The sequence below is a fragment of the Bacillus sp. BD48 genome, from assembly GCF_046566805.1.
Lineage (GTDB): Bacteria > Bacillota > Bacilli > Bacillales > Bacillaceae > Bacillus > Bacillus safensis.
This window is the reverse complement of sequence record NZ_JANGFM010000001.1, coordinates 471,697-498,308: the sequence shown is the minus strand read 5'-3', so window position 1 is coordinate 498,308 and position 26,612 is coordinate 471,697. Positions and strand designations below refer to the sequence as shown.

The 26,612-nt window shown below is 40.7% G+C and carries 31 protein-coding genes; 24 read left to right on the top strand and 7 right to left on the bottom strand.

Translation table 11 applies throughout. The annotated features are described in order from the left end of the window. Positions 1-27: 27 nt before the first annotated feature. The 3 genes from dapD to ACLGGR_RS02510 are packed head-to-tail and all read left to right on the top strand — an operon-like array spanning position 28 to position 2,244. Complete coding sequence (gene dapD / locus ACLGGR_RS02520) at positions 28-738, top strand: 2,3,4,5-tetrahydropyridine-2,6-dicarboxylate N-acetyltransferase (protein WP_095408367.1); 711 nt, start codon at positions 28-30, stop codon at positions 736-738. Positions 739-772: 34 nt separating this feature from the next. Further along, complete coding sequence (locus tag ACLGGR_RS02515; RefSeq protein WP_410972434.1) at positions 773-1,951, top strand: N-acetyldiaminopimelate deacetylase; 1,179 nt, start codon at positions 773-775, stop codon at positions 1,949-1,951. 50 nt (positions 1,952-2,001) lie between these two features. Next, positions 2,002-2,244 carry a YkuS family protein gene (locus ACLGGR_RS02510; RefSeq protein ID WP_024424725.1) on the top strand — a complete coding sequence of 81 codons (243 nt, stop codon included), beginning with the start codon at positions 2,002-2,004 and terminating at the stop codon, positions 2,242-2,244. Between the two features lie 22 nt (positions 2,245-2,266). Here the strand turns inward: ACLGGR_RS02510 and ACLGGR_RS02505 are convergent, their stop codons facing one another. Next, positions 2,267-3,076: a mechanosensitive ion channel family protein gene (locus tag ACLGGR_RS02505; protein WP_024424726.1), complete on the bottom strand. Its 810-nt coding sequence runs from the start codon at positions 3,074-3,076 to the stop codon at positions 2,267-2,269. 272 nt (positions 3,077-3,348) lie between these two features. On the opposite strand from ACLGGR_RS02505, the gene ahpA reads away from it, so the two are divergent. The 3 genes from ahpA (at position 3,349) to ACLGGR_RS02490 (ending at position 5,485) form a co-directional block, all read left to right on the top strand. Then, on the top strand, positions 3,349-3,891 hold the full coding sequence (gene ahpA, locus ACLGGR_RS02500) for a biofilm-specific peroxidase AhpA (protein WP_003211758.1): 543 nt from the start codon (positions 3,349-3,351) through the stop codon (positions 3,889-3,891). A gap of 82 nt (positions 3,892-3,973) precedes the next feature. Next, positions 3,974-4,432: a TlpA family protein disulfide reductase gene (locus tag ACLGGR_RS02495; RefSeq protein ID WP_024424727.1), complete on the top strand. Its 459-nt coding sequence runs from the start codon at positions 3,974-3,976 to the stop codon at positions 4,430-4,432. 480 nt (positions 4,433-4,912) lie between these two features. Continuing rightward, on the top strand, positions 4,913-5,485 hold the full coding sequence (locus tag ACLGGR_RS02490) for a Rok-like winged helix domain-containing protein (protein WP_410972433.1): 573 nt from the start codon (positions 4,913-4,915) through the stop codon (positions 5,483-5,485). Between the two features lie 46 nt (positions 5,486-5,531). On the opposite strand, the gene ACLGGR_RS02485 is transcribed toward ACLGGR_RS02490, so the two are convergent. Continuing rightward, positions 5,532-6,449 carry a coiled-coil domain-containing protein gene (locus ACLGGR_RS02485; RefSeq protein ID WP_142944677.1) on the bottom strand — a complete coding sequence of 306 codons (918 nt, stop codon included), beginning with the start codon at positions 6,447-6,449 and terminating at the stop codon, positions 5,532-5,534. 85 nt (positions 6,450-6,534) lie between these two features. Here ACLGGR_RS02485 and ACLGGR_RS02480 point away from each other — a divergent pair, with 85 nt between their 5' ends. From ACLGGR_RS02480 to moaD, 6 genes are read left to right on the top strand one after another with little or no spacing between them, the layout of a single operon-like run. Further along, positions 6,535-7,116, top strand: a complete 582-nt coding sequence (locus ACLGGR_RS02480) for a molybdenum cofactor guanylyltransferase (protein ID WP_410972432.1) — start codon at positions 6,535-6,537, stop codon at positions 7,114-7,116. Positions 7,117-7,145: 29 nt separating this feature from the next. Beyond that, positions 7,146-8,162: a thiazole biosynthesis adenylyltransferase ThiF gene (locus ACLGGR_RS02475; RefSeq protein ID WP_251215533.1), complete on the top strand. Its 1,017-nt coding sequence runs from the start codon at positions 7,146-7,148 to the stop codon at positions 8,160-8,162. Positions 8,163-8,174: 12 nt separating this feature from the next. After that, on the top strand, positions 8,175-9,449 hold the full coding sequence (locus ACLGGR_RS02470; RefSeq protein ID WP_410972431.1) for a molybdopterin molybdotransferase MoeA: 1,275 nt from the start codon (positions 8,175-8,177) through the stop codon (positions 9,447-9,449). Then, positions 9,431-9,955 (top strand): molybdopterin-guanine dinucleotide biosynthesis protein B, encoded by a 525-nt coding sequence (mobB, locus tag ACLGGR_RS02465; RefSeq protein ID WP_410972430.1) that lies wholly within the window; start codon positions 9,431-9,433, stop codon positions 9,953-9,955. The genes ACLGGR_RS02470 and mobB overlap by 19 nt, the downstream gene beginning before the upstream one ends. Continuing rightward, the gene (locus ACLGGR_RS02460) at positions 9,952-10,443 is read left to right on the top strand and encodes a molybdenum cofactor biosynthesis protein MoaE (RefSeq protein ID WP_410972429.1); all 492 of its coding nucleotides are present in this window, start codon (positions 9,952-9,954) and stop codon (positions 10,441-10,443) included. The genes mobB and ACLGGR_RS02460 overlap by 4 nt, the downstream gene beginning before the upstream one ends. Next, positions 10,436-10,669 (top strand): molybdopterin converting factor subunit 1, encoded by a 234-nt coding sequence (gene moaD / locus ACLGGR_RS02455; RefSeq protein WP_039178180.1) that lies wholly within the window; start codon positions 10,436-10,438, stop codon positions 10,667-10,669. The genes ACLGGR_RS02460 and moaD overlap by 8 nt, the downstream gene beginning before the upstream one ends. A gap of 47 nt (positions 10,670-10,716) precedes the next feature. On the opposite strand, the gene ACLGGR_RS02450 is transcribed toward moaD, so the two are convergent. Further along, positions 10,717-11,094 carry a Rok-like winged helix domain-containing protein gene (locus ACLGGR_RS02450; protein WP_048238818.1) on the bottom strand — a complete coding sequence of 126 codons (378 nt, stop codon included), beginning with the start codon at positions 11,092-11,094 and terminating at the stop codon, positions 10,717-10,719. 517 nt (positions 11,095-11,611) lie between these two features. On the opposite strand from ACLGGR_RS02450, the gene ACLGGR_RS02445 reads away from it, so the two are divergent. The 9 genes from ACLGGR_RS02445 (at position 11,612) to lepB (ending at position 19,906) form a co-directional block, all read left to right on the top strand. After that, complete coding sequence (locus ACLGGR_RS02445) at positions 11,612-11,812, top strand: hypothetical protein (protein WP_410972428.1); 201 nt, start codon at positions 11,612-11,614, stop codon at positions 11,810-11,812. Beyond that, positions 11,813-12,217: a YIP1 family protein gene (locus ACLGGR_RS02440; RefSeq protein WP_410972427.1), complete on the top strand. Its 405-nt coding sequence runs from the start codon at positions 11,813-11,815 to the stop codon at positions 12,215-12,217. 31 nt (positions 12,218-12,248) lie between these two features. Further along, positions 12,249-13,355 carry an efflux RND transporter periplasmic adaptor subunit gene (locus tag ACLGGR_RS02435; protein ID WP_410972426.1) on the top strand — a complete coding sequence of 369 codons (1,107 nt, stop codon included), beginning with the start codon at positions 12,249-12,251 and terminating at the stop codon, positions 13,353-13,355. Beyond that, the gene (locus ACLGGR_RS02430; RefSeq protein ID WP_410972425.1) at positions 13,352-14,053 is read left to right on the top strand and encodes an ABC transporter ATP-binding protein; all 702 of its coding nucleotides are present in this window, start codon (positions 13,352-13,354) and stop codon (positions 14,051-14,053) included. Before ACLGGR_RS02435 ends, ACLGGR_RS02430 begins: the two co-directional genes overlap by 4 nt. Continuing rightward, positions 14,040-15,233, top strand: a complete 1,194-nt coding sequence (locus ACLGGR_RS02425; protein ID WP_323647032.1) for an ABC transporter permease — start codon at positions 14,040-14,042, stop codon at positions 15,231-15,233. The genes ACLGGR_RS02430 and ACLGGR_RS02425 overlap by 14 nt, the downstream gene beginning before the upstream one ends. Positions 15,234-15,552: 319 nt before the next feature. Continuing rightward, positions 15,553-16,308 (top strand): DeoR/GlpR family DNA-binding transcription regulator, encoded by a 756-nt coding sequence (locus ACLGGR_RS02420; protein WP_203129755.1) that lies wholly within the window; start codon positions 15,553-15,555, stop codon positions 16,306-16,308. Then, positions 16,305-17,216 (top strand): 1-phosphofructokinase, encoded by a 912-nt coding sequence (gene pfkB / locus ACLGGR_RS02415; RefSeq protein WP_410972424.1) that lies wholly within the window; start codon positions 16,305-16,307, stop codon positions 17,214-17,216. Before ACLGGR_RS02420 ends, pfkB begins: the two co-directional genes overlap by 4 nt. A 13-nt stretch (positions 17,217-17,229) precedes the next feature. Beyond that, on the top strand, positions 17,230-19,122 hold the full coding sequence (locus tag ACLGGR_RS02410) for a PTS fructose transporter subunit IIABC (RefSeq protein ID WP_251215525.1): 1,893 nt from the start codon (positions 17,230-17,232) through the stop codon (positions 19,120-19,122). A 211-nt stretch (positions 19,123-19,333) separates the two neighbouring features. Then, the gene (gene lepB / locus ACLGGR_RS02405; RefSeq protein WP_410972613.1) at positions 19,334-19,906 is read left to right on the top strand and encodes a signal peptidase I; all 573 of its coding nucleotides are present in this window, start codon (positions 19,334-19,336) and stop codon (positions 19,904-19,906) included. 64 nt (positions 19,907-19,970) lie between these two features. Here lepB and ACLGGR_RS02400 read toward each other — a convergent pair whose 3' ends face one another. Then, positions 19,971-20,246 (bottom strand): hypothetical protein, encoded by a 276-nt coding sequence (locus tag ACLGGR_RS02400; protein ID WP_048238832.1) that lies wholly within the window; start codon positions 20,244-20,246, stop codon positions 19,971-19,973. 143 nt (positions 20,247-20,389) lie between these two features. Here ACLGGR_RS02400 and ACLGGR_RS02395 point away from each other — a divergent pair, with 143 nt between their 5' ends. Next, complete coding sequence (locus tag ACLGGR_RS02395; RefSeq protein WP_142944692.1) at positions 20,390-22,009, top strand: ABC-F family ATP-binding cassette domain-containing protein; 1,620 nt, start codon at positions 20,390-20,392, stop codon at positions 22,007-22,009. A gap of 34 nt (positions 22,010-22,043) precedes the next feature. On the opposite strand, the gene ACLGGR_RS02390 is transcribed toward ACLGGR_RS02395, so the two are convergent. The 3 genes from ACLGGR_RS02390 to mreBH form a co-directional block, all read right to left on the bottom strand. Continuing rightward, entirely contained in the window at positions 22,044-23,276 is a 1,233-nt protein-coding gene (locus ACLGGR_RS02390) for an aminopeptidase (protein WP_142944693.1), read from the bottom strand. A 107-nt stretch (positions 23,277-23,383) separates the two neighbouring features. Further along, positions 23,384-23,515: a protein YkpC gene (locus tag ACLGGR_RS02385; protein WP_003210922.1), complete on the bottom strand. Its 132-nt coding sequence runs from the start codon at positions 23,513-23,515 to the stop codon at positions 23,384-23,386. 74 nt (positions 23,516-23,589) lie between these two features. After that, positions 23,590-24,597, bottom strand: a complete 1,008-nt coding sequence (gene mreBH / locus ACLGGR_RS02380; RefSeq protein WP_410972423.1) for a rod-share determining protein MreBH — start codon at positions 24,595-24,597, stop codon at positions 23,590-23,592. Positions 24,598-24,873: 276 nt separating this feature from the next. Between mreBH and abhA the strand changes: the two genes are divergently transcribed. Further along, a complete protein-coding gene (gene abhA, locus ACLGGR_RS02375; RefSeq protein ID WP_017359400.1) occupies positions 24,874-25,152 on the top strand; it encodes a transcriptional regulator AbhA in 279 nt (92 codons plus the stop codon). A 145-nt stretch (positions 25,153-25,297) separates the two neighbouring features. Further along, a complete protein-coding gene (locus ACLGGR_RS02370) occupies positions 25,298-26,608 on the top strand; it encodes an ATP-binding protein (RefSeq protein ID WP_142944695.1) in 1,311 nt (436 codons plus the stop codon). Positions 26,609-26,612 lie beyond the last annotated feature (4 nt).

The following is a 26,612-nucleotide window of genomic DNA, read 5'->3' as shown; positions in this document are numbered from 1 at the left end:
TATAAATTAAGAGGAGGACATACATACATGAAACAAATGGACGCTAATGAAATTATTTCATTTATTCAAAATAGTACAAAATCAACACCTGTCAAAGTCTATATTAAAGGTGACTTAGAAGGTATTGAGTTTGGTGAACATGCAAAAACATTCATCACAGGAAACACTGGAGTTGTTTTCGGTGAGTGGAGCGAAATTCAAGAAACTCTAGCATCAAACAAAGACAAAATTGAAGATGTTGTCGTGGAAAATGACCGCCGCAACTCTGCAATTCCGATGTTAGATTTGAAAAACATTAAAGCTCGTATTGAGCCAGGTGCAATCATTCGTGACCAAGTTGAAATCGGTGATAATGCAGTCATTATGATGGGTGCTTCTATTAATATCGGTTCTGTGATCGGCGAAGGTACGATGATTGACATGAACGTGGTACTTGGCGGCCGTGCGACAGTAGGTAAGAACTGTCATATCGGTGCTGGATCTGTTCTTGCAGGTGTCATTGAGCCGCCGTCTGCTAAACCAGTTGTTGTAGAAGATGATGTTGTCATCGGTGCGAACGCTGTTGTTCTAGAAGGTGTGACAATTGGTAAAGGAGCAGTAGTAGCTGCCGGTGCGATCGTTGTGAACGATGTAGAGCCTTACACAGTTGTAGCAGGTACACCTGCAAAGAAAATTAAAGACATTGATGAAAAAACAAAAGGTAAGACAGAAATCAAACAAGAACTGCGTCAGCTTTAATTCATATAATTCGCAGCTGAAGACAAAGACGTGGATGAGATATCCACGTCTTATTCGTATAGAGGAAAGGAAGCGAGTTCACTTGTTAAATCGTGAGCAATTAATATCCATTCGAAGAGATTTACACCAAATCCCTGAGCTTGGTTTCCAAGAATTTAAAACACAAGCGTATCTCATTCAGCATTTGAGCACCTATTCAAAAGATCGAGTTGAGATTGAAAAGTGGCGAACTGGCCTTTTTGTAAAAGTGAAAGGAACGAATCCAACGCGCGTATTTGCTTATCGTGCAGATATGGATGGATTGTCTATTCCTGAGGAAACAGGATATCCATTTGAATCTGTGCATGAAGGAAAGATGCATGCATGTGGACATGACCTTCATATGACCATTGCACTTGGTATCATTGATCATTTCGTTCATGAACCGATTAAAGAAGATGTATTATTTATCTTCCAGCCGGCAGAAGAAGGCCCAGGCGGTGCCGAACCAATGCTTGCAAGTGATGTTCTCAAAAAATGGACACCAGACTTTATTACAGCGCTGCATATCGCACCTGAATATCCTGTTGGAACAATTGCTACAAAGCCGGGGCTGTTATTTGCCAATACGAGTGAGCTTGTAATTGATCTTGAAGGAAAAGGCGGACACGCTGCATATCCTCATTTAGCAAATGATATGGTTGTTGCTGCAAGTGCACTTGTAGGTCAGCTGCAATCGGTCATTTCGCGTAATGTCGATCCCCTTGATAGTGCAGTCATTACAGTCGGTACGATTACCGGCGGAACGGCTCAAAATATTATTGCGCAGCATGCAAAGCTTGACGGTACCATTCGCACACTTTCACCAGAGTCTATGGACAAGGTGAGAAAACGAATTGAAGCACTGGCAAAAGGAATTGAAATTGGCTACGAATGCAAGGCAACCGTTCGATACCCTTCATCTTATTACGAAGTGGACAATTCAAAGGATTTGACAGAGGAATTTATGTCATATGTAGCCGAAGAAGGGCTTGCGAATGTGATTGAATGCAGAGAAGCGATGACAGGAGAAGATTTTGGCTACATGCTGAAAAAATATCCCGGCTTCATGTTTTGGTTAGGTGTCAATTCAGAATACGGCCTGCACCATGCAAAGCTCCAGCCTGATGAAAACGCGATTGAAACAGCTGTGAATGTCATGACGGCTTATTTTAAAAAGCAAGCTGGTGAATGAATAATCGAGCTCCCTCCTGTACACCTTATGAACAGGAGGTGTTCTTGATTATGACAAGAATTGGTGTAGAGCAATCTTTATCCGATGTAGAAGAACTATTGAAGCAAAAAGGGTATGATGTTGTACGTATTCAAAATGAACAGCAAATGGATCAATGTGACTGTTATGTAGTTACAGGACTAGATTCAAATGTTCTTGGCATTTCAGACACAACAACAAAGGCATCTGTTATTACAGCATCAGGTATGACGGCTGATGAAATTTGTCAAGAAGTAGAACAGCGTGTTCAATAAAACAAGAAAAAGAACCGGTAGATTATGATCCCGGTTCTTTTTGCTCTTTCTCTATATCGAGTACTTCTTTCATTTTTTTGCGCAAAATTCGTTCTACCCGCCATTGCTCCATTGTTTCGGTCTTCGCTATGATGCGCAGCACAAGGGAAGAAGAACCGAACGCCTCCACGCCGACAACTTGAGGACCTTCGATAATTTGAGGAGTTTCCTCCCGCACCTCATCACATGCAGCTTGAAGGGCTGTGATCATCTGATCCACATTTTCATCCGGTGACAGCTCAATATCAACGAGTGCTTGCATCGTCCCTCTTGAATGATTGCTCACATTCAGTATGCTGCGATTTGGAATGAAATGAAGGGTGCCGTCAAAGCTTCGAAGCTGCGTGGTTCTTAGTCCAATTTGTTCGACAATCCCATCAAAGCCAGCGACCGTTATATATTCTCCTACATCAAATTGTTTTTCCAATAATATGAAGAATCCGGTCACAATATCACTCACTAACCCTTGAGCGCCAAAACCGATCGCAAGTCCCACAACGCCTGCACCTGCCAGCAAAGCGGTCGGGTTATAATGAAATAAGTCGAGGATCATCACAACTAGAATAAAAATCAATAAGTAGGCGAAAATATTTAACGTCAAACTTTGCAGCGTCTGAGCTCTTGATAAAGAGACTTCATGCTTTTCAGCGAATGTTGAATAGGCGCGCTTAATCATCTTGTTTCCTATGGCTCTGATGATAAAATAAATGGCAAAAATGGCGACTAGTTTTAGCAAAATCATACTGCTATTGAGGATAATGGAAACCCAATCTACTTGTTGAAATGCTCTCATGATCTTCAAAACCTTTCTATGTATGCTCTAAAAGAGAAGCTAATCATTTGTTCCCTTATGCAAGTCATGTTAAACTTTTGATAGGTGTAGCAGGAAATTGTGACAAATCGTTAATTAAATTTATTATTAATTAATATTGACTAAAAATCGCATAAGTATTATAATTGTAATTGTGAAGTTATTAACTAAATGAGAATTTTAAGTTTTGATTCTCATTTTATATACAGCTAAGAAGCCTGTATAAAGATATTATTTTTTGGAGGGATTTACATATGGCAGAGCGTTTTGTAGGAAAACAAGCTCCACGTTTTGAAATGGAAGCAGTACTTGCTAACAAGGAATTTGGTAAAGTAAGTTTAGAGGAAAACATGAAGAATGACAAATGGACAGTTCTTTTCTTCTATCCAATGGATTTCACATTTGTTTGCCCAACTGAAATTACAGCAATGAGCGATCGTTATGATGAATTCGAAGATTTAGATGCAGAAATCATTGGTGTATCTACTGATACAATCCACACGCATCTTGCTTGGATCAATACAGACCGTAAAGACAATGGTCTAGGAGAATTAAAATACCCGCTAGCTGCTGATACAAACCACACAGTATCTAGAGAATACGGCGTTTTAATTGAAGAAGAAGGAATTGCTCTTCGCGGTTTATTCATCATTAACCCAGAAGGCGAACTTCAATACCAAACAGTATTCCACAACAATATCGGTCGTGATGTAGATGAGACATTACGTGTTCTTCAAGCATTACAAACTGGTGGACTTTGCCCAGCGAACTGGAAACCTGGTCAAAAAACACTTTAATTGATAGCTGAAGAAACAGGAGGGTCTAACTAATGTTAGACCTTTTTGTTTCGACACATACAATGGATGGAGGCGCTTCATAATGAAATTACGTCAACCAATGCCAGAACTAACTGGTGCAAAAGAATGGTTAAATGGAGAAGTAACAAAAGAAGATTTGATTGGTGACAAACCAACATTGATTCATTTCTGGTCAGTCAGCTGTCATCTTTGTAAAGAGGCAATGCCTCAAGTCAATCAATTCCGTGATGAATATAAGGATCAACTAAACGTTGTGGCTGTTCATATGCCTCGTTCTGAGGATGACCTAGATCTAGAAAAAATCAAAGAAGTTGCGAAAGAGCATGAAATCACGCAGCCAATCTTTGTGGACAGTGATCATCATTTAACAGAAGCCTTTGAAAACGAATATGTACCAGCATATTATGTATTTGATAAAACAGGTGCTTTGCGCCACTTCCAAGCTGGCGGAAGCGGAATGAAAATGCTTGAAAAACGTGTCAACCGAGTGCTTTCTGAGTCTGAAAAGGCTGCAGAATAGGCTTTCCCCCATAAATGGGGGTTTTTTCATGGGCAAAAATAGGCGGCATATTGCACTGGACGAGTTTTTATGTAGGTGCTATTCCTAAGAAAAGAGAAAATGAGGGAGTTTATTAAAAAATATCCCTGAAACAAAAAGGTATAACGACCTATTTACATTTTTGTTTTGAAATGAAAATGTAAAGATTTTAACTTTTTACTATTCAGAACGTTTTTGCACAAAAGAAATTTCAGTTAGGTAAATAACTATATAAATCAAGTAGTATAAGCGTTTATTCAATTTTTTTACAATATTTTAAGGTTTGTCAAAAGCCTATAGTGGCAATGAAATGGGTGCCGATTTTTCCTCTTTGGCAAAATTTTAGTTGAAAATACCTATCTGTTAGCAAACTGTAAAATGATAAAAAAATAGTTGATAAAATTAGTTTTCTAATCTAATATTTACTATAGAATATTTTTTATATGATGAGGGGGAAATCCATTGTTTAATGAGAGGGAAGCGTTACGTTTACGATTGGAACAATTAAACGAGGCAGAAGTAAAGGTCATCCGTGAATATCAAATTGAGCGAGATGCGATTTATGCAAAATTAAGAGAATTAGACCGTCAAGGAACAGGTCTAGTGTCAGATACAAAAAAAGAAGTGCGTACAGATAGAAAGACGGATTCACTGCCTGTATTAGCTGAGCTTGCTGCGCAAGAGATGAGAAGCTACCAGCAGCCGGCACAAACACAATCATCTTCTTTAGGAACAGGGCAGCTAAACGGTGCACCTGTAGGTATTCCTGAAGGATCGACAAGACGCAGAAGAGGCACAGCCCGTCCTGGTTCAAAGGCAGCAAAGCTTCGTGAAGCTGCGATTAAAACGTTAAAGCGTCATAATGCAGCGATTAAAAGCTCAGAGCTTCAAAAAGAAATCGAAAAAGAGAGCGGTCTTGAAATCCCAAATATGACAACGTTTATGCAAAGTTTAATTAAAATGTACCCTGAAGTGAAGAAGCCTTATCGCGGACAGTATATTTTAGAAGGCGATATTCAAACAGAAGATGAATAAATAAAAAACTGCTGGGCGTAAAGCCAGCAGTTTTTTATTTCGAGAATTACTTCTTTTGATCAACTGTATAGACAATTTTGCGTTCCTTAGGCAGGTGTTCACGCTGTTTTTTGAAGCCGTCGATTTTGACTGTCATGACTTCTCCATTACGCTGCACTGCATCGACTTGTTCCTGAAGCGTTTGAACTTGTTCGTTGAGTTTCTTCAAAATCGGTTCGATTTCTTCTGTCGTTTGCAGGATGCGGTCTCGTGAGAATGGCTGTGCAGTTGTTTGTGCTGACTGGTCAATATCAGCAAAATGAGAGGCGATCCATTCTTCGCTTTCTGCTAACTGTTTTTGATAGCTTGTGAGCGTTTCGTAAAAAATCTCTTCTTTTGCTTTTTCAATTTGCAGCAATTTCTCCTGTGTTTCATAAAAGCGCTCTTGAAGGTGTCTGACGCCTTCCTGTAATACATGGAGCTCTGCGTTTTTATTGCCCAATGTTTGCTGCAGCTTCTCAATCACTGCGGATAAAGTATTTCCTTTTTTCTCCTCTTTTGCAAGTCGTTTATCTTGATCCTCTATCCGTTCATTTAATTGTTGAGAGATTTCTTTATATTTGACAACTTTCAAATGCAGCCTGTGTTTTTCTTCGGTTTCTTTTCTTCTATGATAGGTTTCCTTTTGCAGCATCTCATGGAGAAGGATAATTTTATGTAATAATTCTGATTTGCTGTAGGAGAGATCCTGTATTTTTGAGGCAGCATCATGTTGATCATTGGTCATTTCATCCAGTTGTTGTTTTAATTGCGTGAAATCCTTTTTCATCTCATGATATTCTTGAGTTAACTTCTTATTTTTAGAATACGTATATGAGGACTGTAAATCAGAGATCATTTGTTGATATTTTGCAGTTTCAGCTTTTAAGTATAAATTCTCTTGAGATAAATCATGGAATAGGGGAGAAGCATGGCGCCTGTTCATCGATAGACCCTCCTTATTCATGTTACCAATAAAGTATGCGAAAGGAGTGCGATTAGAACAACCATGTCAAAGGAGGACTTAGAGGATGCACTTAGTGAATGTAATTTTAGCTGGAGGAGCTTCCAGACGCTTTGGAGAGCCAAAGGCAAGTCATATGTATCAAGGGAAACCATTATATGAGCATGTGAAAGAGCAGCTTTTAGAAGGGCAGACGGTCATCATCAGCCATCCATCGCTTCTTCCTTTTTTCAAAACAAGAGGTGAACAAAGTGTGTGGTTAGATGATGAAGAGGTGCGAGGATGCGGACCACTTGCTGGCATATATACGGCGATGCAAAAGCAAGAAGCAGATTGGTATTTAGTGACGGCATGTGACATGCCTTTCATACGGAAGGAAACAGCGGAAGTATTATCGTCTTATTGCAGCGAGCACGCAGATGCCATTATCCCGCTTGTTCAGGGCAGATTACAGCCTTTATTTGCGCTTTATCACCGCCGCTCTCTGCCGTTTATTCGCGCGTGTTTAAAAGAGAATCAATTTGCTGTCAAAGACTTGCTTCAAAAGCTTCATGTGCGCATCGTTTCAGAAGAAGAACTAAACGTGACATCAAACGAATTTCGTAATATCAATAAAAGAAGCGATTTACCTGAAAACGGTATGATATGATACATAAAAACGGTGAGGAGAGAACAGCATTGAATGACCGATATTCAAGACAAATCTTGTTCCCTCCGGTTGGGGAAAAAGGACAGCATGCGCTGGCTGAAAGTCATGTTCTGATCGTTGGAGCCGGTGCACTTGGTACCGCTTCTGCGGAAGGGCTTGTCCGGTCTGGCATCGGTACGCTTACGATTGTCGATCGTGATTATGTGGAATTTTCAAATTTACAGCGGCAGCAGCTGTACACGGAACAAGATGCAAAGGCACATGTACCAAAAGCAGCTGCGGCAAAAAAACGTCTCGAGCAGATCAATCATGAAGTGACCATACACGCCCTGATTGAAGATGCAGGGGCGGAGCTGTTAAGGCCGTTATTCCAGAGAGCAGATATCGTCATTGATGCAACAGATAATTTTGAGACAAGAATGGTCATGAATGATTTATCTCTAGAAACAAAGACGCCGTGGATATATGGCGCTTGTGTGAGCAGTCAGGGAATGTATATGACCATATTGCCGGATAAAACGCCATGTTTATCATGTGTGTTCACGGCAATGCCTGTTGGCGGCTTGACGTGCGATACAGCGGGAATTATTTCACCTGCCGTTCAAATGGTTTCTGCTTATCAGCAAACAGAGGCATTAAAATATTTAACAGGGCATGAAGATCAAATTGAGCGGAAATTTGTCACGTTTGATCTTTGGCAGTCCACATCTTTTAAAATGGATTTATCTCGCACTAAAGAAAAGAACTGTCCAACTTGCGGCACGGCAAGAACCTATCCTTATTTACATGATCAGCGTAAAAAAACGACGGTCCTTTGCGGACGTGACACCGTTCAAATTGTTTCAAAAGATTTAGCAAAACTATCATTTCAGCATATAAAAGAGCGTCTCTCATCTATATGTGAGGTGGAAGTAAACGACTTCTTAATCCATGTACGCTACGAAAACTACCGAATGGTCTGTTTTAAAGGAGGACGTGCATTAATCCATGGGACAAATGATGAAAAAGAAGCCAATTCATTACTAGCAAGACTGCTAGGGATATAGGAGTGAAGTGTAATGGAAAGACGGCAGCCGATACCAGTAGAAGAGGCCATAAAGAAAGTTCACCAATACGAAAAACATGGAAAAATAGAATGGGTCCCTTTAAAGGACAGCCTTGGACGGTTTATTGCAGAAGATATTTTGGCAGACCATGATGTTCCGGCATTTGATCGTTCTCCGTATGATGGCTTTGCACTTCGGGCAGAAGATACAAAAGAAGCGTCAAGTGCGCATCCAGTTGAATTCGAGGTCATTGATCATATTGGTGCAGGAATGGTCTCAGCAAAAACCATCGGTCCCTTTCAGGCCATCCGTATTATGACAGGGGCAAAAATTCCAAATGGAGCAAATGTCGTCATCATGATCGAACTGACGAAGACTTTCGAAAAAGACGGCAAATCATTCATGTCACTGAAAAGACCGCTGAAAAAGGGAGACAATATTTCTCGTCAAGGAGAAGAGGTGCTCAAAGGAAACGTGATGGTCAAAAAAGGAACAGACGTCACTTCTGGCGTCACGGCTCTATTGGCGACATTCGGATATGCGGTAGTACCAGTGGTCAAAAAGCCGGTGATCGGCATTATCTCAACGGGCACAGAGCTTCTTCAAGTAAGTGATGCCATGGTGGATGGCAAGATTAGAAATAGTAATCTTAGTATGGTCTATGCACAGGTACTTGAGGCCGGAGCTGAGCCGCTTGATTTAGGCGGAGTCTCTGATGATTTTGACAAAAGTTATTATGCAGTAAAAGCAGCCATGAGTAAGGTAGACATTTTGATTACAACAGGCGGTGTGTCAGTGGGTGATTTTGACTTTCTGCCTGCCATTTATGAAAAGCTGGGAGCCAAGGTCCTGTTTAATAAAGTAGCTATGAGACCTGGAAGTGTGACAACTGTTGCTGCAATGCCAAATGGTCAATTGCTGTTTGGGCTGTCCGGAAACCCTGCTGCCTGTTTTGTGGGCTTTGAATTATTTGTGAAGCCGATCATTTATAAATGGTATATGAAAGAAAATTCGTTTCCTGCTTTTGCTGAGGCGAAACTCACACATGATTTTCCAAAAGCCAATCCGTTCACTCGATTTGTCAGGGCTGCCCTTCAATTCACTGGCAGTCACATCAGTGTGACTCCTACAGGTCTTGATAAATCAAGTGCAGTGACCTCTATTGCAGAGGCTAACTGTTTCATCGTGCTTCCTGGGGGAACAAGAGGTTTTCAAGCAGGTGATCGAGTTGCTGTTCTGCTGTTTCAGCACAAAGGCGGTGGTTCCTCGTGCTGGATGACAAATTAAGCATATTACAGGTGGTCGGTTATCAAAATAGCGGCAAGACTACCTTGATCGAAAAGCTCTGTCAGCTGGCTGAACGTGAAGGGCTGAAGCTAGGCTGCTTTAAACACCATGGACATGGCGGGACACCAGATCGTCTTTTCAAAGAAAAAGATACCGATCGATATGTACAAGCGGGGGCATATGCCGCAGGTGTTGAAGGAGAGGGGGAATTTCACTTTTCGATGCAGCACATCACGTTAGAGCAGCTGCTTAGCATGTGTCAGCATCTTCCGTTAGACGCTGTGCTCATAGAGGGGTACAAACAGGCGCCTTATCGCAAAATCGTTTGTGTAAAGAATGAAGAGGAGCTTATTGACCTTTCAACTCTTTCTAATATACAAGCAGCTATTTATTTTTCTCAAGAGGATCAATTAACCGAAAATTACCCGTTTCCTGTGTTTTCAGCTTTTGATAAGCGCGGGATGACATTTGCTTTTCACTTATTGAAGGGAGGCGGCACGTTTTGAGCGAACTTTTTAAAATAACAAAAACGCCTATTGATGTAAACGAATTGATTCAGCATGTGACAAGACGAAAGGCAGGAGCGATTACGACGTTTATCGGGACGGTCAGAGAATGGACAAACGGCAAAAAAACATTGCGCTTAACGTACGAAGCATACATACCAATGGCGGAAAGCATGCTAAGGCAGATTGGACAAGAAATGAAGAATCGGTGGCCTGACACTGAAGCAGCGATTGTGCACCGGATTGGAACTCTTGAGATAACGGATATTGCTGTTGCGATCGCCGTTTCGTCTCCTCATAGGAAGGCTGCCTATGAAGCCAATGAATATGCCATTGAACGAATCAAGGAAATCGTTCCCATTTGGAAAAAAGAATATTGGGGAGACGGAGAGGCCTGGATAGGTGATCAGCTTGAAACAGTTTCATATCCAGAAGGTAAACCTAGCGATCTTCTGCTTGCAGAGAAAGAAGGTGATCAGCATGATTAATGTATTATTGTTCGCCGGCCTTGCTGAGAAGGCCGGTAAACAACAAATCATCATTCAAAAAGATCAAACAACGGTTGATGAGATTAAAATAGAATTACAGGAGGTATATGGTGTTGATGCTGCACAAAATGTGATGGTTGCAGTCAACGAAATATATACGAGGGAAAATGCTGAAGTGCGTAGCGGGGACACTGTTGCACTCATTCCTCCTGTAAGTGGTGGATAATAGATATTAGAGGATTTGGTTATGGCCACCCGGCTGTAACCAATTTTTTATGTGTGAAAAGTTTGTAGAGGTATTTGGGTGTGATCTTCGTAAATAAAGCATCCCCTTCTTGCTTTAGAAATGTGAGGATCGAGCTGCTGAATGAGATCATACAATTCGCTGATTCGTCTCACATTGAAATCTGTTTGGGCTTGAAGCTGTTCCTTTAATTCTTTTGTGCTCACAATGCTTCCCTTTTTCTCTTTAATAATATCTACACATCTAGCAGCGTAGTATATTTTGTCATTAGAAGGTCTGCTTTCTTTCATATCAAGTAACTTGAGCTCATGATAAATCGATTCTCTTTCCTTTCGAAAGTATTGCCATGCTTCTTGTTCCTTTTCATACAGTAAAATCAATTGCATTTTCAATTTTTCTCTTAACATTCACTTGACTCCATTTCCACTATCATTTAACCTACCTCTATTTTACATTATATGAAAAAATAACTTTTGATCAAGTAAAATCCCTTTATTTTTAATTTTTTAATATGAAAGTATTGATACTAAAGGCTTATTTGTTCTGTAAAAGAAACCAATCATAGTCCTATAAAGCCGGGATTTGTCGAAATTACTAGGATTATTTTAACAAAAAATCGTTGTGTCTATCTAAGACCATGCGAATCCAAAAGAAAAGGATATTTATTCCGAAAGACATATTGTTTACTTAATAAAATGTTTTTAAGTCAGTAAAAGCACGATTATTGATATGAATATGGTCGGATCAAGGAGGCATTTGAAGGGTTTCATTCGTGAAAATAGAATAATAGATAAAATTTCTTCTCAATGAAAATAAGAAAATCAAATGATCGATCACTTATTGGCAATCTTTTGATAAAATAGAAAGAAAAAGAGAGTCATTGTGCGTTTGCATACTTGCTTGATATAGAGAGGATGACATTTGATGAATGAAATCATGCAAAAACCTACGATCATTGGAGTGAGCACAAGACCATCAGAGCACCTGAAAAGAGTATGGGAAAATCCAGTTGTTTGGTGGCCTTTATCTTGTGTGCTTATTTTAACAGTCGCTGTGACTTATTTGACTGAGCTCGTAAATAAGGGAATGTGGGCAGATTTAAGTTTGCCGGTACCTGTTGTTTAAGTGGTGACGCTCATTGGTCTCGTATTTGGGATTGTCATCAATGCTGCTATATATAAGTTCATCGTATTTTTAGCGAAAGGTGATGCATCATTTCGGCAGCTGTTTTCAGCGGTTCTGTTCATTACACCCGTTACGATCATAGGGACGATTATTTCTCATTTGGCAGTAATCCTTTTTCATGTTCCAAAAGACATCACGGTTACCTCGTTAAACGCACTCATTCAAATTTCTGGTCCATGGCATGCGGTGTTAGCCAATATCGATCTATTTGTGATCTGGAATCTTGTTTTAACAGGCTTTTTATTCATCCAAGTTGGGCGTATATCACCGAGAATTTCTTGGGTAATTATAGGCGTCTTTTATATCTTATCGTTAATTTTTCAATATATAGGAAACAGCAATTAACATATCAGTAAGCTGGGGGTAGAAGGTTTTTATGAGAAAGAAAATCATCATTGGATCTATTTTAATTATTGTGATTGGACTATTTATTGGATTTAATATTGCGAAAAACCAAGCAAAGCCTGCTTCTACAGTAGCGATTAAAACAGTCAAACTCACGCCGAAAGAAATCACATCGACGGTGATGACACCCGGGACACTTTCGTTCTCTGAAGAGCAGTTCATCTATGAAGAAGAGGAAAAGGGGAAATTGAAGGGAATTGCTGTGAAAGAAGGGGAAAAGGTAAAGGCTGGTACGCCGCTTCTTACATATGAAAATAAGGAACTGGAGCTTGAGGAGCAGCAGCAAGCACTAGCGGCTGAGTCAAGTACATTAAAACTGGAACAATTGCAAAAAAGGCTGAGTGAATTAGATGAGAAAAAAGCAGGCGGATCTGACGCTAATGCTAAAAGCGAGCGAGATCAGCTTCAATTAGAACTGAAAGCGGCTGAATTAGAACAAAAGCAAGCAGAGATCAGCCAAGAAAAAGTAAAGGCGCAAATAGAAGATTTAACCGTACATAGTAAAATTGATGGAACAGTCATTTCCATTGAGCAAGAGGCCGGGGCAGGGGGGCCGGAAGAAAGACAGCCGATCATCCATATTGGTCATGAGAAAAAAATGATTGTGCGGGGTTTGATCTCAGAGTATGATGCCATAAAAATCAAAAAGAAACAAAAAGTGAAGGTAACGTCTGATGTCATTCGCGGGAAGAGCTGGCAAGGAGTCGTGAAAAAAGTGGGCGCTGTTCCTGTCCAGACAGCAGCCGAAACAACTTCGAGCGATCAAACGGTTCAATATCCTGTTGAAATTGAGATAAAGGGAAAGAAACCTGAGGCGAAGCCGGGCTTTAAAATGATCATGGAAATTGAAACAGATAAGCGTCAAGCGCAAACGCTTCCTGAAACAGCGGTAAAAAAAGAGACTGACGGACAATACGTTTATGTTGTTGAAAAAAATGTACTAAAAAAAGTGAAAGTGGTCATAGGGGAAACGTCTGGTCATGATCTTGAAGTGACAAAAGGTGTCAAGGCAGAGGATCAGATCATTGCTCATCCAACTGATGACATGTATGACGGAATGGAAGTGAATGCTGAATGATTCAGCTTTCCAATGTGACAAAAAGCTATGAGGTCGCACACGAAACATTTGATGTATTAAGTGACATGAATCTTGTCATTGAAAAAGGCGAGTATATGTCCATTATGGGCCCGTCCGGCTCTGGAAAGTCAACGTTAATGAATATTATTGGCTGTTTAGACCGCCCGACGACAGGACAATATCATTTTCAAGGTACAGAGCTGTCAGCAGCAAAGGATCAAGAACTCGCAGTCATTCGAAATCAATCCATTGGATTTGTTTTTCAGCAATTTCACCTGCTGCCAAGGTTAAATGCGAGGCGCAATGTGGAACTTCCGATGATTTACGCTGGAGTCAGCCAAAAGGAAAGAAAAGAACGTGCGGAATTGGCACTTGAAAAGGTTGGTTTGGCAGATCGAATGAAACATATGCCAAGTGAGTTGTCAGGAGGACAAAAGCAAAGGGTGGCAATTGCACGAGCGATTGTCAATGAGCCTCAGCTGATTTTAGCAGATGAACCGACTGGTGCTCTCGACTCAAAAACAAGCAGCTCAATTATGGAACAGTTTACAAAGCTGAATGAGGAAGGGACAACGATTGTGCTTGTTACCCATGAAGAAGAAATAGCTGCGTATACAAATCGGACGGTCGTTGTGAGAGATGGACGGCTTGTTGAAGATAGATGGATACAAGGGGACGCTATGAATGAAACTCTTTGAAAATATCAAAATAGCGCTGAATTCGGTTTTAGCTCATAAATTACGTTCTATTTTAACGATGCTTGGGATTATTATTGGTGTTGGATCGGTCATTGCAGTTGTGGCGATTGGTCAAGGCGGTGAGCAAATGTTAAAAGGATCGATTTCAGGTCCAAACAATACCATTGATATGACATATACGCCTTCTGACGAAGAGTTAAATGCAAATCCAAATGCCTTATTCGAAGCCGCATTTACTGAGGAAGACATAAAAAGCATTAGGACAATCAACGGGGTGAAGCAGGTCGCCTCCTCGACTGCACAAGGAATGCAGCTGAGATTTCAAGATACGACAGTTGATGCGACAGTTAACGGTATAAATGAAGGGTATACCGATGTACATTCATTACAAATCGCAGAAGGACAGAATTTAAGAGATATTGACTTTAGAAGCGGCAGAAGAGCTGCCCTCATCTCAGATGGCTTACAAAAAGAACTATTCAACGGACAAAAGGCATTAGGCGAACTGATTTGGATGAACGGACAGCCAGTTGAAGTCATTGGTGTTCTAGCAAAACAGAAAGGGATGTTTTCATTTGATATGAATGAAATATATGTCCCATTTGCGATGCTCACCTCCACATTTGGTATGAATGAATATGATAAATTGTCTATTCAAGTCGCACATGCTGATCAAATGAAGGAAGTAGGAAAGAGCGCGGCTGCCTTATTAAATGAAAATCATCATACAGAAGATGCTTACGAAATGATCAATATGGAAGAAATCGCAGAAGGGATCGGTCAAATCACCTCCGTTATGACAACGATTATTGGCTCAATAGCCGGAATCTCTTTACTTGTCGGCGGCATCGGTGTGATGAATATTATGCTCGTTTCTGTGACAGAGAGGACAAGAGAAATCGGTATTCGAAAGGCGATGGGAGCAACAAGGGCTCAAATTCTCGTTCAGTTTTTAATCGAGTCTGTCGTCTTAACACTCATCGGCGGGCTGATAGGGATCGCACTTGGTTTAGGCGGTGCTTCGCTAGTTTCACTATTTGCCGGCTGGCCGTCACTCGTATCTTGGCAAGTAGTTTGTGGAGGCGTACTGTTTAGTATGCTCATTGGTATTGTTTTTGGGTTAATTCCTGCGAATAAAGCAGCGAGACTAGACCCTATTGAATCGCTCAGGTATGAATAATTCGGAGAAGAAAAAAGCATACAAACGGTTTACATTCGCCTTCATTACCCATCAAAAGCTTTTATGCAAATCGCATAAAAGCTTTTTTTAGTTCCATTGAATGAAATAAAAAATGATAGAAATGCTAATATCATGACTTTCATCTTAATGTCACATATTTTTCAGTTTACAAATGGTACATATAAAGGTAAGATGACCATGGTGAAAGATTTTGATAGTTATTGAATGTATTTGATTGTTTTGTATTGATAATGTTGAAAAAAGCGATTACAATAAAGGTGCGCACAAAATGAATACGTTTTCAAAAAGGGGTGTTCTCATGTTAACACCGGAAAGACATCAACTCATTATCGACAGCTTAGAAGAAAATGATGTCATTAAAATACAGGACTTAACGATGATGACGGATGCGTCTGAATCTACAATTAGAAGAGATTTATCAGCTCTTGAAGAAAAAGGATTTCTGAAAAGGGTTCATGGGGGAGCAGCCAAGATATCAAGTATTCGCCTTGAACCAGATGTATTTGAGAAATCTGCCAAAAACCTTCAAGAAAAGTCATTGGTTGCAGAGGCAGCGGCATCTCTTTTAAAACAAGGCGACTGTATTTATTTAGATGCTGGTACAACCACACAGCAAATGATTGAATATATCGATCCAGATCAAGATATTGTCGTGGTGACAAACGGTGTGATGCACATTGAAGCACTCATGAGAAAAGGCATTTCCTTTTACTTGATAGGCGGATCAGTGAAACATCGGACAGGAGCCATGGTGGGAGCCGCAGCTTTGACAGCGATGGAAAATTATCGTTTTGACAAAAGCTTTATTGGGACAAACGGCATTCATCCCGAGGCGGGTTTTACAACACCTGATCCAGAAGAAGCGCTCATGAAAAAAAGAGCCATGAAACAGGCGAAAAAAACCTATATCTTATCAGATGCCTCGAAGTTTGGCGAAATATCGTTTTCAGCCTTTGCTAGTTTACAGGAAGCCACCATTATCACAAACGACGCAAAAGAGGATTCATTCGATAATTACCATGAAAAAACGGTTATAAAGGTAGTGAAAACATGATTTATACAGTTACTTTAAACCCATCAGTTGATTACATCGTACACGTGGAGGATTTTGCAGTCGGCGGTTTAAATCGTTCAACCTATGATCAAAAATATCCAGGTGGTAAAGGAATCAATGTCTCAAGGTTTTTAAAACGTCACGGTGTTGAATCAAAAGCACTTGGATTCATTGGTGGATTTACAGGCAAATATATTCAAGATTTTTTACAGAACGAACAATTACAAACAGCCTTTCACGAGGTGTCAGAAGATACAAGAATCAATGTGAAGCTAAAAACAGGTGAGGAGACAGAAATCAACGGACTCGGCCCATCTATTACCGAAGCGCAGTTTGAGTCGTTTCTATCTCAATTTTCTTCATTGACTGAAGGAGATGTCGTTGTTTTAGCTGGCAGCATTCCTTCTTCATTACCTGATAACACATATGAGCGTATTGCTGAAGTTTGCAAAGAGCAAGGTGTAAGAGTTGTTCTTGATATTTCTGGCGAAGCGTTAAAAAAAGCAGCAGACATGAAACCGTTCTTAATGAAGCCAAATCATCATGAGCTGGGTGAAATGTTTGAGACAAGTATTTCATCAGCAGCAGAAGCAATCCCTTATGGGAAAAAGCTGTTAGAACAAGGTGCTGAACATGTCATTGTATCCATGGCTGGAGATGGTGCCCTCTTATTCAGTAAAGAAGGTATCTATCAATCCAATGTTCCAAAAGGAACGCTCGTTAATTCAGTTGGCGCAGGGGATTCAGTCGTTGCGGGGTTTTTAGCCGGCGTGTCAAAAGGCCTTTCAATTGAAGATTCATTTAAGCTTGGTGTCACTTCAGGAAGCGCAACAGCATTTTCTGAGGAGCTTGGAACAAAAGAGCTTGTCGACACACTATTACCACAAGTAAAAGTCACACGCATTTAAAGGAGGAGTCATCATGAAAATTACAGAACTACTCACGAAGCAGACCATTAAGCTTCAATTAGACAGCCAGCAGAAAGAAGCAGTCATTGAAGAGCTGGTCACTGTTTTAGATACAGCCGGCAAGTTAAATGATAAAGAGGGCTACAAAGAAGCTGTGATCAATCGTGAAAAACAGAGCTCTACTGGTATTGGCGAAGGAATTGCCATCCCGCACGCTAAAACAGCAAGTGTAAAAGAGCCTGCCATTGCATTCGGCCGCTCAACTGCTGGTGTAGATTATGAATCACTGGACGCGCAGCCGAGTCATCTTGTCTTTATGATTGCCGCAACTGAAGGCGCAAACAATACGCACTTAGAGGCACTTTCTCGTTTATCTACACTTCTAATGCGTGAAGAAATTCGAAAGCAGCTCCTTGAAGCGGCGACTGAAGATGAAATCATTGAGATCATCAATACACATGATCAAGACGATGAAGAAGAAGAGGAAGTTCAAGACGAGCCTGCTGCAGAAGGAAAACCTGCTAAAATTTTAGCGGTAACAGCTTGCCCGACCGGCATTGCACATACATTTATGGCAGCAGATGCTTTGAAAGAAAAAGCAAAAGAAATGGGCGTTGACATTAAAGTTGAAACAAACGGCTCTGGCGGTATTAAACATGCCCTTACAGCAAAAGAAATTGAAGAAGCGCCAGCCATCATTGTGGCAGCGGACAAGCAAGTTGAAATGGAACGCTTTAAAGGCAAACATGTCATTGAAGTCCCTGTAACAGCTGGTATTCGCCGTCCGCAGGAATTGATTGAAAAAGCAATCAATCAAGATGCGCCAATTTATAAAGGTTCAGGCGGCAGTTCTTCAAAAGACGAAAATGAATCATCTGGCAAAGGAAGAAGCGGATTTTACAAGCACTTAATGAGTGGTGTAAGTAACATGCTTCCATTTGTTGTCGGAGGCGGTATCCTTGTTGCGATTTCATTCTTTTGGGGGATTAACTCAGCAGATCCTAAGGACCCTTCATTTAATTCATTTGCAGCTGTATTAAAAGGAATTGGCGGAGATAATGCGCTTGCCTTAATCGTTGCTGTATTAGCTGGATTTATTGCTATGAGTATTGCAGATCGTCCAGGTTTTGCACCAGGTATGGTCGGTGGATTTATGGCGTCAGCAGCAGGTGCAGGGTTCCTGGGCGGACTGATTGCTGGTTTCCTAGCGGGTTATATTGTTGTGCTGCTCAAAAAAGTATTCACATTCGTACCGCAGACACTCGACGGAATTAAACCAGTTCTGCTGTATCCATTGTTCGGTATTTTCTTCACCGGCATTATCATGCACTATATTGTCAACACACCAGTGAAAATGGTGATGGACGGATTAACACATTGGCTTGAATCATTAGGTACTGGAAACCTTGTCTTAATGGGTATTATTTTAGCTGGTATGATGGCAATTGATATGGGAGGTCCAATTAACAAAGCGGCTTACACATTTGGTCTTGCAATGATTGCTGCTGGCAACTATGCACCGCATGCTGCGATTATGGCAGGCGGAATGGTTCCACCACTAGGTATTGCACTTGCAACAACGATCTTTAGAAATAAGTTCTCAAAACGTGACCGTGAAGCAGGGATTACATGTTACTTCATGGGAGCTGCCTTCATCACGGAAGGGGCGATTCCATTTGCTGCGGCAGATCCTCTTCGTGTGATTCCTTCAGCTGTTATTGGTGCAGCAGTTGCTGGCGGATTAACGGAATTCTTTAGAGTGACGCTTCCTGCACCGCATGGCGGACTATTTGTTTTCTGGGTAACAAATCATCCAGTTCTTTATATCATCAGCATCTTAATCGGTGCCGTTGTGACAGCGATTTTACTGGGTATTTTGAAAAAACCAGTCAGGCAAGAAGCGTAATGCAGAAGAGAAGCATCGTGAAAAACGGTGCTTCTTTTTGTTTAATCATCAGTGAATTAGGAAAAAATATCTAATTAGATGGTTGTCTTGTGAATTTTTAAATGACATATGATAAAGTAAAGTTATTCAATTCACGTTTCAAGTCTTTTAGCAGAAAGTCTTAGGAGGAAGCAGTATTTTGAACGAAGAAAACAAACAAAACGAAAATGAAATTCAATCTGATGCAAAGCAAGCCAGAACAGAGAAGAAAAGTTCACTGTTTGAATGGATCAAAGCCATTTTAATCGCACTTGCGCTCGTCTTGCTCATCCGTACCTTTATATTTGAACCGTATGTAGTGGAAGGAGAGTCAATGGAACCGACCCTTCATGACGGGGAAAAGCTGTTTGTCAACAAAACCATTAACTATCTCGGTGGTGTGAAACGCGGTGACATTGTGATTATTAATGGAAAAGATGGTCAGAAGATTCATTATGTTAAACGATTAATCGGCTTTCCAGGTGATACGATTGAAATGAAGGATGATACGCTTTACATTAATGGAAAAAAAGTAGATGAGCCTTATTTAAAAGAGAACAAGGCGCATGCGAAAGAGTATGAAGTGCATTTAACTGGAGATTTTGGTCCAGTGAAAGTACCGAAAAACGATTACTTTGTGATGGGGGACAACAGACTAAATTCCATGGACAGCAGAAATGGACTTGGCCTCATTGAAAAGGATCGGGTTGTCGGAACATCAGAATTTGTTTTCTTCCCATTTGGCGACATTCGACAGACAAATTAAAAGCACCTTCTCGTGAGCAAGAGAAAGGTGCTTGAACGAGCGACCCTTACAAGAAGGGTCGTTTTTAATTTGGCGTGAGCACTGTAACAATGATCACAATCGCTAGAACAGAAACGAACACAGATCCGGTAATGGCCAAAACGGATCGAAACAATCCGATCTTTTGGTTTTCTTTGCCCCGCTTTTGTAAAAAACGTTTGGAAAAGATGTGGACCAGTGTATAAATGAGGACAAGCCCAATATAAAGGCCAAAGTCCTTCGCATTAAAACCTGTTGCAGATAAATAAATGCCCATAAAGAAAATCAATAAACAGTATTCCATCAGTGTGAGTAATCTCAAATCGCCCGAGCTCCTTCAATCAATCATTCCTGTTTATTATACCATAATGGACAAAAAGCCTTTGTTCTTCGCAAGAGACGTTTCTATCAAACGTTATTCATGTTATACTTCATAATGATGAATGAGTGATGGAGGATTAATAAATGATTGCAGTAAATAATGTTAGTTTGCGCTTTGCTGATCGTAAACTATTTGAAGAAGTAAATATTAAATTCACTCCTGGCAACTGCTACGGATTAATTGGTGCCAATGGAGCTGGTAAATCAACGTTCCTAAAGATTCTTTCTGGAGAAATTGAGGCTCAAACGGGCGATGTTCATATGAGTCCTGGTGAGCGTTTAGCGATTTTAAAACAGAACCACTTTGAATACGAAGAATTTGAAGTATTAAAAGTCGTCATGATGGGTCACAAACGTCTATATGATGTGATGCAGGAGAAAGATGCGATCTATATGAAACCTGATTTCTCAGATGAAGACGGAATTCGTGCAGCAGAGCTTGAAGGTGAGTTTGCTGAGTTAAACGGCTGGGAAGCAGAAAGTGAAGCAGCGATCTTATTAAAAGGTCTTGGCATTCCAGAGAGCCTTCAATCGAAGAAAATGTCTGAGCTTGGCGGTTCTGAAAAGGTAAAAGTACTTTTAGCTCAAGCTTTATTTGGCAAGCCTGACGTTCTTCTTCTCGATGAGCCAACGAACCACTTGGACTTACAAGCAATCCAGTGGCTCGAAGAGTTCCTCATTAACTTTGAAAATACCGTCATCGTTGTTTCGCATGATCGTCATTTCTTAAATAAAGTATGTACACATATTGCGGACCTTGATTTCGGTAAAATTCAAGTATACGTCGGTAACTATGATTTCTGGTATGAATCCAGCCAGTTAGCGCTGAAACTCAGCCAAGATGCAAATAAGAAAAAAGAAGAACAAATTAAGCAGCTTCAAGAATTCGTTGCCCGGTTTAGTGCGAACGCTTCTAAATCGAAGCAAGCGACATCAAGAAAGAAATTGCTTGATAAAATCTCTTTAGACGACATTAAGCCATCTTCACGTAAATATCCGTATGTTCATTTTGCGCCAGAGCGCGAAATCGGAAATGATGTCCTTCAAGTAGAAGGTCTATCAAAAACAATTGACGGTGTGAAAGTACTGGATAATGTCAGCTTTATTATGAATCGCGAAGATAAAATTGCGTTCTTAAGCCGTAATGAGCTTGCTGTGTCCACTTTATTTAAAATCCTTGCTGGTGAAATGGAGCCAGACAGCGGATCATTTAAATGGGGCGTTACAACGTCACAAGCCTTTTTCCCGAAAGACAATAGTGAATACTTTGAAGGAAACGACGTTGATCTCGTCGATTGGCTTCGTCAATATTCTCCGAATGATCAAAGCGAAAGCTTCCTGCGTGGTTTCTTAGGACGTATGCTTTTCTCTGGGGAAGAAGTGAAGAAAAAAGCAAGTGTCTTATCAGGAGGAGAAAAGGTTCGTTGTATGTTATCAAAAATGATGCTGTCTGGAGCGAATGTTTTGCTGCTGGATGAGCCAACGAACCACTTAGACCTAGAATCCATTACAGCGCTGAATAACGGCCTCATGAGCTTTAAAGGAGCTATGCTCTTCTCATCTCATGACCATCAATTTGTTGAAACAGTCGCAAACCGGATTATCGAAGTGACGCCAAATGGCATCGTCGATAAACAAACAACATATGATGAGTTTTTATCAGATCAAGACATCCAAAAAAGACTTCAAGAGCTTTACGCATAAAAAAAAGACATCCACATGTGGATGTCTTTTTTGATTAAATCGCCCAGTTTCCATTTCGGAAGATCGGTTCGCGTTTCCCGTCTTTTGTGATCCCGTCAATATTCATTTCCTTTGAACCAATCATGAAATCTACGTGTGTAATACTGCTGTTCACACCCGCTGCATCCAATTCTTCTCGTTTCATTTCTTTTCCGCCTTCGATATTAAACGCATATCCGCTGCCGATGGCAAGGTGGTTTGATGCATTTTCATCGTAAAGTGTATTGTAATAAAGAATATTTGAGTTAGAAATTGGTGAATCATCTGGTACGAGGGCAACCTCACCTAGATAATGAGAGCCTTCATCTGTTTCAACGAGAGATTTTAACATATCTTCGCCTTCTTTTGCTTTCACATCCACAATCCGACCATTTTCAAAGGTTAATGAAAATTCATCAATGATGTTTCCAGCATAGCTGAGTGGCTTTGTGCTTGAGACTGTCCCGTTTACACCGTCTTTTTTCGGTACGGTAAAGACTTCTTCTGTCGGCATGTTGGCCATGAACGAGACGCCGCGTTCACTTACGCTGCCAGCACCTACCCAAATATGCTGCTCTGGAAGCTCGATCGTTAAGTCTGTGCCCGGTGCTTCATAATGAAGCTTGTGGTAGTGGCGTTCATTGAGTATTTTGACCTTTTCGTTTAATGACGCATCGTGGTTTTTCCAAGCCTCAACAGGATCTGCTTGATCAGCGCGTGCGACTTTAAAGATTTGATCCCACAATAAAGCGGCTGCCTCTTCATCTGTATGATCAGGGAAAATCTTTTTCGCCCATTCTTTTGATGCAGCACCTACGACTGTCCAAGCGACTTTGTCAGATTGAACGTATTGACGATATGTATGTAGTGCTGACCCAGCAGCCTTTTGCTGTGCTGCAATTTTTTTCGAGTCAATGCCTCGCAGAAGGTCAGGGCTTTCTGACAGGATGGTAATAAAAGCGCCGCCGCGTTTTGCGATGGTTTCCATCATCTGTGCTTCCCATTCTGGGAATTGCTCAAATACATCTTGCGGTGCATGTTCATATTTTAAACGAGTGAGAACACCATCACTCCAGCGGATATGTACGTTTTTCGCCCCGCGCTCATACGCGTGTTTCGCTACAAGACGAACAAGGTGTGCAGATTCAGTAAATGCAGACACAACCACTTCCTGCCCCTTTTGTACATTTACACCGACTTCAACGATGGTCTTAGCATATTGATCTAGTTGTTTTTCAAATGAACTCATAAAAAACCCTCCTTTAGTCATGTTCATCATATCAGATTTAAGACCGAAAAGGAAAATGGGGAGCACGCGTAAGGCCAAAATAAAAAAGCCGCTTTCGTGCGACTTTTTTAGCGGTTCAGTTGTTTCACAGGCTGTGCATTAGAAGGCGGCATATGTGAAAACGACAAGCTCATTCCTCCTAAAATAATACCCGTTAAAATGACTGTGACAACGACCCGTTTACCTAAATCAAGCAACATGTTCTTCCTCCTTCACGTTTATCCATTTCTCACGATATGATCGAAATGACGAAAAAAGAAGTAGAACAAGAAGATTATTTTAAAGTTTTTTGCAATTTGTCGATCACTTCTAATGAACGACCTGTCCCAATTGCAACAGATTCAAGTGGATTGGCTGCAATATGGACTGGAACAACAATCTCTTGAGAAAGCCATTCTTGAATTCCGTTTAAAAGGGCACCGCCGCCAGTTAAAATAACGCCGCGGTCTACAATATCTCCGCTTAGCTCTGGAGGGCTGTCCTCTAATGTGGCACGAATCGCTTCTAAAATATGAAGAAGTGATTCTCGCATGGCGCCTTGAATTTCATGAGAAACAAGTGTGATCGTTTTTGGCAGACCTGTCACAAGATCGCGCCCGCGCACTTCTAATGATTCAGGCTCATGCTCAATAAGACCATACCCAATTTCCACTTTCACCTGCTCGGCAGTCCGTTCGCCGATTAATAGGTTATATTTCTTTCTGACAAACGTAATGATATCTTCATCCAGCTGATCGCCGCCAATTCGGATCGAATGACAAGAGACAACGCCGCCAAACGAAATGATCGCAACTTCCGTTGTTCCGCCGCCAATATCGACTACAACGTTCGCAACGGGCTCGTCTACCGGAAGATCAGCACCGATCGCAGCTGCAACAGGTTCTTCAATTAAATGCACATGTTTGGCTCCGCAGTTTTTCACAGCATCACTGATGGCACGGCGCTCAACAGCCGTTGAACCAGAAGGTGTACATACAACGACCGTTGGCTTTCTGAAGGTGAATCCGATATTTTTACCTGCTTTTTTCATGATTTGTTTAAGTAAATCTGTTGTCATATCATAATCAGCGATGACACCGTCTTTCATCGGACGGATCGCAACAATTTTCCCAGGTGTTTTCCCGATCATTTCTTTTGCTTCTGCTCCGACGGCAAGTACAGTCTTTGTTTCTGTATCGACTGCCACGACAGACGGTTCGTTTAAAATAATTCCCTTATTTTTACTATAAACCAATATGTTAGCTGTTCCTAAATCAATTCCAATTTCGGCATTTTGAAACATGTTTTCACCCAATCTCTATTTTTGCTGTTTTAAACAATTTTACATTTAAAAGTTCAGAGGGTTGATGACATTTGTGGGGGTTTGTGATCACCTTGAAATGAATCTGTAAAATTCAAGTATCATTTTGACAATCACAATAAATTTTCCCTTTGTTTTTTTGTTTATGAAAAAAATTTTTATATAGGAGAAACCTTTTAAGAATCTCTTACGTCTACGATATATCAATTGGTGAAAAACAGATTGATCTTGAGCTAATGAAAGAAAGAGGGAACGAAATTGAAATCTATCGGAGTTGTAAGAAAAGTAGACGAACTAGGGCGTATTGTGATGCCAATCGAATTGAGAAGAGCACTTGATATCGCTATTAAAGACAGTATGGAATTTTTTATAGATGGAGATAAAATCGTCTTGAAAAAATATCAGCCAGAGGGTGTTTGTCTCATGACTGGTGAGATTACATCAGAGAACCATGAATACGGAAATGGTCAAATTACATTAAGCGCTGAAGGCGCAGAACTACTGTTAAAAGAGCTGCAAGAGGCTCTTCAGCAGTAATCAAAATAGCCTGCTCTCTTCCTTTGTGCTGAGAACAGGCTATTTTTTCTTTAAAAAAGTTCCTTAAAAATGCCCCATCTCCCTCAAAAAATAAGTGGAAAATGGTACAATTGACAAAGAATCTCAGGGCGGCAGGTGGAATCATTTGAACAAAACATATCAAGTGCGGATCATGTTATCTGTTCTTGCATTTATCTTAATCTTAAGCTGGGATTTCTTTTATTATCTAGGCGGCTATCAAATTAATTGGCCGCTCGATCTAGCCTTTACAGTCGTTGTGTTAGCAGGGATCTGGGTTGTCTCAGGTTATGTAGACCGTTTGAATTTACTTGTCTCAGATCTAAATAAGAGAGAAAAAGAAGCACACGAACTGACAGAGCGGCTGAATCGAATTACAGATAACTTGCAAGAAATCGTCTTTGAAACAGATGAAAAAGGGCAAATCATTTTCTTAAATCAAGCATGGAAACAAATGACCGGCTATGACATAGATGAATGTCTAGGCACGATGTACAATCAGTACTTTGATCAAGAAGAAAGAGTTGTTCAGCATTTATTATCTGTCATCCAGGAGCATAAGGATTCAGGGCGGATCGAGCTGCAGCTTCTTCACAAAGAGGGAAAGAAAGTATGGGGAGATGTTCATTATAAGCTCTACTTTGATGAGAAGCACCAGTTTACTGGAGGCATTGGAACAGTTGCAGATATTACAAAACAAAAGCTGGCAAAGCTTGAGCTTGAAAGATCAAATCAACAATTGCAAATGCAGGCGCAAAAGCTGGCCGTTGCAGGACAAATAGCCGCTGGAATCGCCCATGAAGTCAGAAATCCGCTGACCTCAGTAAACGGCTTTTTGCAGCTGATGAAAACACAATATCCTGAAAGAACCGATTATTTTGACATAATCTTTTCCGAAATTAAACGGATTGATTTTGTTTTAAGTGAGCTGCTTGTGCTGGCAAAGCCGCAGTCGGTCCACTTTCAAGAAGTTCAGCTTCATGGACTGTTAGAGCAGGTCATTACATTGCTGAAAACGAATGCAGTTCTTTCGAATATTGATCTTAAACAGCCTTTTAAAAAGCAAGATGCCGGTGCTATATTAGCAGACGCTAACCAAATGAAGCAGCTTTTCATTAATTTAATCAAAAATGCCATTGAGGCAATGCCTGAAGGCGGAAGCATTTACATATCAACAGAAAAATTGATGAACGAATGGAAAATTACCATTCAAGATGAAGGAAAAGGGATGTCTGAAGAGGATATTCAGAAAATATATGATCCTTTCTTCTCCACGAAAACAGAAGGGACGGGGCTTGGTCTCACCATCTGTGCAACGATTTTAAAAGATCATCATGGTAGAATGGATGTGTCTAGTGAGCTGGGTAAAGGTACAGCTTTTCATATCTATTTACCTGTGTGTCAAAAAAGCAGACAGCAGCAAGGCGAGAGGGCGTGATTTC

Bases quoted from the DNA above. Each gene is read 5' to 3' on its own strand.
- ACLGGR_RS02495 (WP_024424727.1), top strand. From the start codon at position 3,974: ATGAAATTACGTCAACCAATGCCAGAACTAACTGGTGCAAAAGAATGG.
- dapD (WP_095408367.1), top strand. From the start codon at position 28: ATGAAACAAATGGACGCTAATGAAATTATTTCATTTATTCAAAATAGT.
- pfkB (WP_410972424.1), top strand. From the start codon at position 16,305: ATGATTTATACAGTTACTTTAAACCCATCAGTTGATTACATCGTACAC.
- ACLGGR_RS02425 (WP_323647032.1), top strand. From the start codon at position 14,040: ATGAAACTCTTTGAAAATATCAAAATAGCGCTGAATTCGGTTTTAGCT.
- ACLGGR_RS02505 (WP_024424726.1), bottom strand. From the start codon at position 3,076: ATGAGAGCATTTCAACAAGTAGATTGGGTTTCCATTATCCTCAATAGC.
- ACLGGR_RS02470 (WP_410972431.1), top strand. From the start codon at position 8,175: ATGGAAAGACGGCAGCCGATACCAGTAGAAGAGGCCATAAAGAAAGTT.
- ACLGGR_RS02390 (WP_142944693.1), bottom strand. From the start codon at position 23,276: ATGAGTTCATTTGAAAAACAACTAGATCAATATGCTAAGACCATCGTT.
- ACLGGR_RS02420 (WP_203129755.1), top strand. From the start codon at position 15,553: ATGTTAACACCGGAAAGACATCAACTCATTATCGACAGCTTAGAAGAA.
- ACLGGR_RS02445 (WP_410972428.1), top strand. From the start codon at position 11,612: ATGAATGAAATCATGCAAAAACCTACGATCATTGGAGTGAGCACAAGA.
- ACLGGR_RS02410 (WP_251215525.1), top strand. From the start codon at position 17,230: ATGAAAATTACAGAACTACTCACGAAGCAGACCATTAAGCTTCAATTA.
- ACLGGR_RS02435 (WP_410972426.1), top strand. From the start codon at position 12,249: ATGAGAAAGAAAATCATCATTGGATCTATTTTAATTATTGTGATTGGA.
- ACLGGR_RS02450 (WP_048238818.1), bottom strand. From the start codon at position 11,094: ATGTTAAGAGAAAAATTGAAAATGCAATTGATTTTACTGTATGAAAAG.
- ACLGGR_RS02515 (WP_410972434.1), top strand. From the start codon at position 773: ATGAGATATCCACGTCTTATTCGTATAGAGGAAAGGAAGCGAGTTCAC.
- ACLGGR_RS02385 (WP_003210922.1), bottom strand. From the start codon at position 23,515: ATGTTGCTTGATTTAGGTAAACGGGTCGTTGTCACAGTCATTTTAACG.
- ahpA (WP_003211758.1), top strand. From the start codon at position 3,349: ATGGCAGAGCGTTTTGTAGGAAAACAAGCTCCACGTTTTGAAATGGAA.
- ACLGGR_RS02480 (WP_410972432.1), top strand. From the start codon at position 6,535: ATGCACTTAGTGAATGTAATTTTAGCTGGAGGAGCTTCCAGACGCTTT.
- ACLGGR_RS02485 (WP_142944677.1), bottom strand. From the start codon at position 6,449: ATGAACAGGCGCCATGCTTCTCCCCTATTCCATGATTTATCTCAAGAG.
- ACLGGR_RS02430 (WP_410972425.1), top strand. From the start codon at position 13,352: ATGATTCAGCTTTCCAATGTGACAAAAAGCTATGAGGTCGCACACGAA.
- ACLGGR_RS02510 (WP_024424725.1), top strand. From the start codon at position 2,002: ATGACAAGAATTGGTGTAGAGCAATCTTTATCCGATGTAGAAGAACTA.
- ACLGGR_RS02395 (WP_142944692.1), top strand. From the start codon at position 20,390: ATGATTGCAGTAAATAATGTTAGTTTGCGCTTTGCTGATCGTAAACTA.
- mreBH (WP_410972423.1), bottom strand. From the start codon at position 24,597: ATGTTTCAAAATGCCGAAATTGGAATTGATTTAGGAACAGCTAACATA.
- moaD (WP_039178180.1), top strand. From the start codon at position 10,436: ATGATTAATGTATTATTGTTCGCCGGCCTTGCTGAGAAGGCCGGTAAA.